Raw genomic sequence first — 8,250 nt, forward strand, 5'->3', positions numbered from 1 at the left:
GAGGAAAGTTTCGTAGAGTTCGGCTTCGGGGGAATTGGGTTCGGGTTGGTAACCGTATTCCCAGCGGACGAGGGGAGGTAAAGACATCAGAATCGATTCGGTGCGTCCATTGGTTTGCAGACCGAAGATCGTGCCGCGATCGTAGACGAGATTGAATTCTACATAGCGTCCGCGCCGATATAATTGGAAATTCCGCTCGCGATCGCCATACTCAGTATTTCGGCGGCGTTCGACGATCGGAATGTATGCTGGTAAAAAGCTATTCGCGCAGTCTTGAGAAATTGCAAATAACTGTTCCCAAGTACGCGGCGCGGGAATCCCGATCGAGTCGCTATATTGCGCCGCAGGGCCTTTGGGGTCGGGGCCACGATACAATGCGCCTTGCCCATCTTGATAGTCAAAGAAGATCCCACCCACGCCGCGAGTTTCATTCCGATGCTTGAGATAAAAGTACTCATCGCACCATAATTTAAAAGTCGGGTACAAGTCGGGGCTATGCTTGTCACAAGCGGCTTTGAGCGTATTGTGCAGATGACTGGCATCCTCAGCAAATGGATAGTAAGGAGTCAGATCTAAACCACCCCCAAACCACCACACGGGGCCAGCTTCAAAATAACGATAATTGAGATGGACGGTGGGAATATAAGGATTGCGCGGATGCAGTACCATCGAGGTACCCGTCGCAAACCAGCGATGTCCAGCCGCATCGGGACGTTGACTTAAAATTGAAGGTGGTAAATGGTCGCCCCACACTTCCGAAAAATTCACCCCACCTTGCTCGAAGACATTACCTTCCTTCATCACCCGCGATCGACCGCCGCCGCCTTCAGGACGATCCCAGCTTTCTTCTTGAAACTTCCCACCGCCATCGACAGCTTCTAAGCCCTGACAGACACTATCTTGAAAGTCCCGCATAAACTGCACGATCCGACTTTTGGCGTCGCTAGGGGGCAGAAAAGCGTCGTTTATCTTATTGTCAGTAGAGAAAGCTGTCATATCCGCAAGGTGAATGAGGTTAATTTAAAAATATTTGTTAAAGCAGCCGTTGGCGACTATCTAGCAAAGTAGCATATCCAGGCGATCGACTGTCGATCGTTGTTACGGGAAATATACAAACTAGGTTTTAGGTTTTAGGCTTTAGGCGGGAGGATTTACCAGCTCGATCGATCTTATAAATGTTAGTTAGGTAGGTTGGGTAGGATAGTAGGCTGGGTTTCGCTTTGCTCTACCCAACACCACCAATAACAAACAGAGCTTTAGATCGATAGAGATTTTAGCCTATTTAGATTCAGCCCTTTCAATGCGAACACTTGTATTGCTTTGTCGATCGCCATAGAGTAAGGTTTTTAGGCTTTGGCAATAATGGTGTGACCCTCCTCGCTCGATAAATCGCTCGTAATTCGAGCGAGGAGGGGCACTACAACACTAAGATCGATTGAATAGAGAACGGGTTTACGCCATTACGGGTTAGTTCTTTTGTTCGCGTTGAAAGGGCTGCCTATTTAGATTAAAGGAACTCTCGATCGATACCGAGATCGCTCAAATTAAAATTGTCGATCTACCCATACAACACAAGAGGGGCTTTTAGGAGATCTCCACAAAAGAAAGTACCCAGTGTAAAATCAGGAGGTGTAGAATAGTTGAAAAAATCTCCAAGCAAACAGAGAAATCTCAGCAATGGGCAAATAGAAGATTTGAAATTGGCAGCAGCCAAGATGAGTGGAGCCAAACGACGAGAATTTACCGCACAAATGACCAACAAATACTGTCAAGGCAGTGCCAGAAAAGCGGAAAGAGTAGTTGGGTGGAAAAGAAACATGGTGGAGCTAGGGCTAGCAGAACAGCGGACAGGGATAAAATGTGTAGGCGCACAATCAGCCAAATCCGGTGTCAAAAGATGGGAAGAACAACAGCCAGAAGCAGCAAAAATACTCAAAGAGATTGCCGAAGCACACGGACAGCAAGACCCAACGTTTAAAACAACAATCGCTTACACGAGACTGACAGCAGCTCAAGCCATCATCGAATTAAGACAACGGGGTTACAAGTCAGAACAATTATCAGCACTCAGTACAATGGCCGTAATTCTCAATCGGATGGGATATCGTCTGCGCCCAGTGGTGAAAGCCAAGCCTCAAAAAAAATTGCGGCTATAGACGCCAAGCGCGCCGCCAAGGCGGTCGAGAGACAATGCTGGCTTGGGCACAAAGCATGACTGGGAAAGGAGTAAAACCGATTGTTTATTTGAGCTTAGTAACTTATACTACAGGCATTTCCCTTTCTAAATCAGAAATGAAAGTAGTTGAGCAGTATTTAGAGCGTAACCCCGAACTGCCCAAATGGGATATTCTTATTTGTCCCTAAGTCCGGGTACTTTCTTTTTTAGAAATCCCCTAAGGCTGTACGCAATGCTTCGATATTTGCCATGGTAGTTGCGGTGCAAAGTGCGACCTGAAGGCCATTCCTATTACACAAATCGAGCGTTTCAACCACGCCAGGGCGCGGACGGAAGTGCAGATCTGCCAGCATGGCTAGATAGAGTCCGTTCTTGGCTTTGTGGAGAGCGGAGATGGTGCTGTCTGTGACGTTGATGCGGGTGAGGTCGGCGTCGCGATAGGCACGCATTCGTTGTGGATCGTCTTTAAGTTTGAGCAGGTCGCTGGTTTGAGCCGTCCAGTGCCAGTCTAGTTTAGCGGCTGCAAATGCCTCATTGAATGCTTGTCGTTGAATGTCGGATGTTTCGGCGATCGGGGTGTTGGGGCGATCTTCGTCTCTATGGTGGAGTGCTGCGCCAAAAATAACTGCTTTGAGTTGGGGCATGTGGATTTGGGGGATAGGGTGTGTTACTTTTTTGCAGTTGATAATTGTCACGAGCGGATATTTCTGGTGCTTGGAGAACCCGGATCTGGGGGAGGCTTGCCCCAGACCCCCCGTTGAGGGGCGGGACGCCGCCCCTCAAACTCCCCTACGTATGTAGGTTGTTAGTGAGAAGTCTAGTCTGGGTCGCTCCTACTTAGTGGCTGCGGGGTAGGGTTTTGCTGCTATTTAGTTGGGTGGGTTGGGCACGAAGCCCTCCCCTGGGCATGGCTTCTTAATGGCTTTCTATTGGTTTCGATTACCTACTCCTCTACTCCCAACTCCCAACTCCCAACTCCTCACCCCCTTAACAACACTGGCTCGGCGTCAATGCGTGTCCGGAAGAGGGTGTAGGGTTTTTGGCGTAAATCTTGGCCTTTTTGATATTTGGGTTGGCGGTGGAGTTGGTTGGCGGTGATGTAAAGGTAGCCGTCGGTGGCGATCGACATGGTATCTGGCCACATCAGGCGGGGATCTCGGACGACGGTTTCCCACATGCCTGCTGGAGAACGGCGGAGGATGGCTTGGTGTTCGTAGTTGGTGGCGTAGATGTATCCGGCGGCGTCGGATTCGAGTCCGTCGGCGCAGCCGCCTTTGTCGCCTTCGTCGATGACAGTGGCGGCGACTGCTGCTTCGTCTATGGTGCGATCGATTAGAGCATCGATCGAGACGCTATAGAGCCGCCGACTGATGAGGGGGCAATAATATAAACGAGAGCCATCGGCGGCGATCGCGATGCCGTCTGCGCCCATTTTCATGGGTTTGGTGGTGCTGTTGGCTTGGCGTTCCATCAGGGGTTGTCCTTCTACGAGGGGCAGACAGGTGGCGGGTGGTTCGGCTTTGGTGGAAGGATGATTGTGGAGTTTGCGCCAGCTTTCACCAGAGGCGAGATCGACGACGATGATGCCGTTGGCACCGCGATCGGATGAATCGGTGATAAATGCCATGCCTGCGGCACCTCGGCGCAGATCGAAGCGGATGTCGTTGAGGTAGGTGGAGGGAAGGGCGACGTCTTGAGGGAAGACGATCGTTTGGATGACGCGATCGGTGCTCAGATCGATGCAGACTAGTTTAGGGCCACCATATTGGGTGGGTTTGAACATCGGGCTGCCTGTATCGAGCAGCCACAGTCGATCGAGTGGATCGACAACGACGCTTTGGACGGATACGAGGGCGGCGGAGCGGTTGTATTCTTGGGTTTTGTTGAAGGCGAGATTTGGATAAGGTACAGCTTCACCGTTGCGGATTTCGGCGACGGTAAAGTTTACCTCGTCGCCCCATTTGGGAAAGTTAACGAAGATTCTCCCTTGATGGGATACGGTGACGCCTGTAGGCATGGCACCGTCAAAGTGGGCGACTGGTTCGAGTGTGCCGATGGTGGAGACTGCGGGTAGTTTTTGGAGTTGACTTACCATTGGTTGAGTTCCTTTGGTTGTATGCGTGAGTTTCTAGCATTTTCTTGTCTTGTCTTGACGCACACAACCTGGAGGCAAGCTCCAGGTCGATACGCGCGCCGCAAACCCGTCTCTAAGATCGATATACGATATGTATTATGCAGATATTTATGGAGCTGTAGGGGCGGGTTTTCGGCGCGCGCTCTGGAGGTTTCCTCCAGGTTTAGCGCGACAAGACAATGTTAGTCAATATTCGGGAAAGGTTCGATCTCAAACAAACCCGCCCTCCCCACTAGAAGACGTCAAATGGGTTCTTCGTCGATTGACTCCTTAGATTCATTGGCGATCGCTGTAACTTTAGCAACGAGTAATGTTAGTTATTAGCCGAACCAGGTTCGCTCATTTTGCTGTGTAGTTCTGCTTTGAGGGGATCTGGTAAAACTTTGCTGACGACCCCAGCAACTTTGGTTAACAGGGATTCTGCCAAAACGCTATCCTTACCTTCCATGAGTGCCTCGTAGCCCATTCTGGCGACCTCTGCGGGGTCATCCTTTTTGTCTTGTTCGCCGACTTTAGTACCGTCTAATCCCGCCCGATCGAAGAAGTTGGTGTCAGTGGCTCCGGGCATCAGGGCGGTAACGGTGACGCCGCTGTCTTTTAGTTCGTTGCGGAGTGCCTGCGAAAAGGAGTGGACGAAGGATTTGGAGGCAGCGTAAACGGCTTGATATGGCCCAGGCATTTGGGACGCGATCGAGGATGTAAATAGTACTCGTCCTTGGTGACGCGCGACCATATCGGGGACGACACGTTTGGCGAGGTGGACGGTGGACGCAATGTTGAGTTCGATGATGTTGAGTTCTTGTTGCAAGTCGGTTTCGATGAAGGCTCCACCGACGCCAACTCCAGCATTAATCGCGATCGCCTCGACGGGTTTTCCGGTAGCTTGAATCTGCTGGTAGAGGGTTTCGACGCCATCGTAGGTAGCCAAATCTGCCTGGACGGTTTCGACTTTGGCTCCTAGCTGCTCGAAGGCTTCAGCTACCGTTTCGATGCGTTCGCCTGTTGATGTGACGAGGAGATCGAAGCCGTTTTTGGCAAACTGTTTGGCGAGTTCGTAACCGATACCGCTAGAGGCACCCGTTACTACAGCCAGCGGTCGAGTCGAACCATTAGTCGCGGAATAATTAGTCATTGGGATTGTAGATTGTGGATTGCAGATTGAGTAAGTGACTTTTACCGACTTTCTATCGGTCACCAATGCGAGCTACTTCGAGCGTCGATTGATATTCAGTACCGATTATTTTTAGCTCGGAAAATTTGCAAATATTTTTGACGATCGATAGTTCAAAATATTTATCCTAATGCTCGAGCAAACTTTACTCTGATGCTTGTTGCAGCTTCAAAATATCGCTCGATCGAGCTTCACTAGATTGGCACAATATTGCTTACATTAAAAATGCCCAAGTTGTTAGTAGTGCATCGCACTCACAACCCGGCACATTTTTAATTAAGTAGTGGTTATTTGTCGATATTTCTTTCCAGTTCGTTTGCGCTGCGTTTGGCTACTTCAGGATACAAACCAGTAAACTCTTTGACTGCATCTGCCGATTGCTCGCCAATACGTTCGAGTCTTTGTCCCGGTTTACCTTTGACCTCACGAGCCTGTTGTTGCCATTCCCCAGTAGTTTTGGGGCGATCGGGATTTTCTTGATGTACCAGTCGATCGAGTTTGTCGATCGTGGCTTTGCTCGCGCGATCTGGGGCGACATCGGTTGTTAGTAAAATAAATCCGATCGCGATAACAGATAAAAACTGCCGCACTTGAATATTCTTAAACCAACCACCAATTTTAACAATTGCCGCACCGATTGTATTTAGCATAGTTAGCTCCTTCTTTGAAGAATTTGATATCTTTCTTAAAAAAGATATTTGTTTGTTACAACAATAAGGTTAACTACAATCGCACTCAAAACTTCTCTCTCAAAGGACAGAGATCTGTTTATTTAATTATCAATTATCAATTATCAATTATCAATTAATCAAGTGCCAATTGGTTCGTTATATCCCTGAATGTTTTCTGGCTCGAATTGACGCAGAACGCGAGTCGCCCGATCTATAAGTTCTCCAGTACCTTTGACAATTACCAGATATTTCCCTGCATTCAGGCGATTGCGATAAGGTAAAGCATCACCGCTCCCGATCGTCAAACCGACCGCACCTCCAGAAAAATATGCACCCATAGCACCAGCACCAGCACCAAAAATACCACCCAAAATGTGGTTGCCAATCGGTGGAAGCGTCGAGAAAATTTCGATTCCGGTCAAGTAATTAAAGGCAAAACCAGCGACAAATCCAAAGCCAGCCAGCCATAATAATTCGCGTTTGATTTCTTTACTGGCTTCTACATTCGGATCGATGAGTCCATATTCATCGGCACTTTGATAACCGTCACCTAAAATATTGATGCCATCATTGGGCAAACCTTCTTTTTCCAAAGCAGAATAAGCGGCTTCAGCTTGAATTCGATCGGGCAAAACTGCGACGAGATAATTCATAGTTGGGAGTTGGGAGTTGGGAGTTGGGAGTGTGAAGTGGGAAGTTGAGAGTTGGGAGTGGGAGACTGGAGACAAAGTAGCTAAACTGGAACGCAGTTCCACTGCTAACTTGTTACTCTCAACTCCCAACTCCCAACTCCCAACTAATTCATCCCAGGCTTGAGGATAACCTTAATACAGTTATCCTTCTTGTGTTTGAAGATTTCGTAGGCTTGGGGAGCTTGCTCTAGTGGGAGAGTGTGAGTGATGACAAATGAAGGATCGATATCGCCGTGCTGAACGCGATCGAGCAAGGGTTGCAAATACTTGTGAACGTGAGTCTGACCGGATTTCATCGTCAAGCCTTTATTCATAAACGCACCCATCGGGATCTTGTCCACAAAGCCAGTGTAGCCACCAGGTACCGAGACGCTGCCGCCTTTACGAACTGCTAAGATGGCCTGACGTAGTGCGGTGGGTCGATCGGTTTCGAGCTTGACTGATTGCATCACGTTGTCGTAAAAGCCTTCTAAACCCATGCCGTGCGCTTCCATCCCCACGGCGTCCATTACCGAGTCGGGGCCGCGTCCGCCTGTCATCTCTTTGAGGGCTTCGCCGACCTCGATTTCTTCATAGTTAAGGACTTCTGCGCCGCCATCTTTGGCCATCTGGAGCCGTTCGGGTACCCGATCGATCGCGATTACGCGTTCGGCACCGAGCATAAATGCACTCCGAATCCCAAATTGACCGACTGGCCCGCAACCCCAGACGGCAACGGTATCACCGGGCTGAATATTACAGTTTTCGGCGGCCATGTAACCAGTCGGGAAGATGTCGGTGAAAAATACTACCTTTTCGTCAGGTAAGCCATCGGGAATCTTAAATAAACCCACGTCTGCAAAGGGCACGCGAGCGTATTCCGCCTGACCGCCAGCATACCCACCCAACAGATGCGAGTAGCCAAATAAGCCTGACGGGGAATGACCCATGACTTTTTCGGCCATCCAAGCATTCGGATTGGAGTTATCGCACAACGACCACAAATCGCGATTGCAGAAGAAACAAGAGCCGCAGGAGATGGTAAATGGAACTACTACTCGATCGCCAATTTTGACATTGGTAACTTTACTACCCAGTTCGACTACCTCGCCCATAAATTCATGGCCGAGAATATCCCCTTTTTGCATCGTGGGGTTGAAGCCGTTGTACAAGTGCAAATCGGAACCACAAATCGCCGTAGTTGTGATTTTAATAATCGCATCGCGAGGATTCAGGATTTTGGGATCTGGAACGTTGTCCACTTGTACTTTAGTCGTACCTTGCCAGCAAACTGCTTTCATTGTTAATAGTCCTTGGTGGGTGGTGGTGGAGCGGGGAGCGGGGAGCGGGGAGTTAGGAGTTAAGAATTGGGAGGTTGAAATTGCTTCGTTCGGGTTGGTGTTACCCCCCCAACCCCCCTTATAAAG

9 protein-coding genes are annotated in these 8,250 nt (G+C 49.3%); 2 read left to right on the plus strand and 7 right to left on the minus strand.

Annotation, left to right across the window (positions count from 1 at the left end; genetic code table 11):
• The coding region (gene hemF / locus C7B77_RS17820) for an oxygen-dependent coproporphyrinogen oxidase (RefSeq protein ID WP_106307758.1) at positions 1 to 996 on the minus strand (996 nt) is incomplete at its 3' end.
• A 719-nt stretch (positions 997 to 1,715) separates the two neighbouring features.
• Here hemF and C7B77_RS17825 point away from each other — a divergent pair.
• Positions 1,716 to 2,156: an ISAzo13-like element transposase-related protein gene (locus C7B77_RS17825; RefSeq protein ID WP_106307761.1), complete on the plus strand. Its 441-nt coding sequence runs from the start codon at positions 1,716 to 1,718 to the stop codon at positions 2,154 to 2,156.
• Between the two features lie 34 nt (positions 2,157 to 2,190).
• Positions 2,191 to 2,364, plus strand: a complete 174-nt coding sequence (locus C7B77_RS29330; protein ID WP_146138381.1) for an ISAzo13-like element transposase-related protein — start codon at positions 2,191 to 2,193, stop codon at positions 2,362 to 2,364.
• Between the two features lie 18 nt (positions 2,365 to 2,382).
• On the opposite strand, the gene C7B77_RS17830 is transcribed toward C7B77_RS29330, so the two are convergent.
• From C7B77_RS17830 to C7B77_RS17860, 6 genes are all read right to left on the minus strand, one after another.
• Positions 2,383 to 2,820 carry an HAD family hydrolase gene (locus C7B77_RS17830; RefSeq protein ID WP_106307737.1) on the minus strand — a complete coding sequence of 146 codons (438 nt, stop codon included), beginning with the start codon at positions 2,818 to 2,820 and terminating at the stop codon, positions 2,383 to 2,385.
• A 335-nt stretch (positions 2,821 to 3,155) separates the two neighbouring features.
• Positions 3,156 to 4,271: an L-dopachrome tautomerase-related protein gene (locus tag C7B77_RS17835; RefSeq protein WP_106307740.1), complete on the minus strand. Its 1,116-nt coding sequence runs from the start codon at positions 4,269 to 4,271 to the stop codon at positions 3,156 to 3,158.
• Positions 4,272 to 4,623: 352 nt separating this feature from the next.
• Positions 4,624 to 5,442 (minus strand): SDR family NAD(P)-dependent oxidoreductase, encoded by an 819-nt coding sequence (locus C7B77_RS17845; protein WP_106307746.1) that lies wholly within the window; start codon positions 5,440 to 5,442, stop codon positions 4,624 to 4,626.
• Between the two features lie 326 nt (positions 5,443 to 5,768).
• Positions 5,769 to 6,131 (minus strand): hypothetical protein, encoded by a 363-nt coding sequence (locus C7B77_RS17850; RefSeq protein ID WP_106307749.1) that lies wholly within the window; start codon positions 6,129 to 6,131, stop codon positions 5,769 to 5,771.
• Positions 6,132 to 6,289: 158 nt separating this feature from the next.
• A complete protein-coding gene (locus tag C7B77_RS17855; RefSeq protein ID WP_106307752.1) occupies positions 6,290 to 6,805 on the minus strand; it encodes a hypothetical protein in 516 nt (171 codons plus the stop codon).
• A gap of 143 nt (positions 6,806 to 6,948) precedes the next feature.
• Positions 6,949 to 8,124, minus strand: coding sequence for a zinc-dependent alcohol dehydrogenase (locus C7B77_RS17860; protein ID WP_106307755.1), 1,176 nt, complete (start codon positions 8,122 to 8,124; stop codon positions 6,949 to 6,951).
• Positions 8,125 to 8,250: the final 126 nt, after the last annotated feature.

Origin of the sequence: Chamaesiphon polymorphus CCALA 037 (assembly GCF_003003845.1) — a bacterium.
GTDB lineage: Bacteria > Cyanobacteriota > Cyanobacteriia > Cyanobacteriales > Chamaesiphonaceae > Chamaesiphon > Chamaesiphon polymorphus.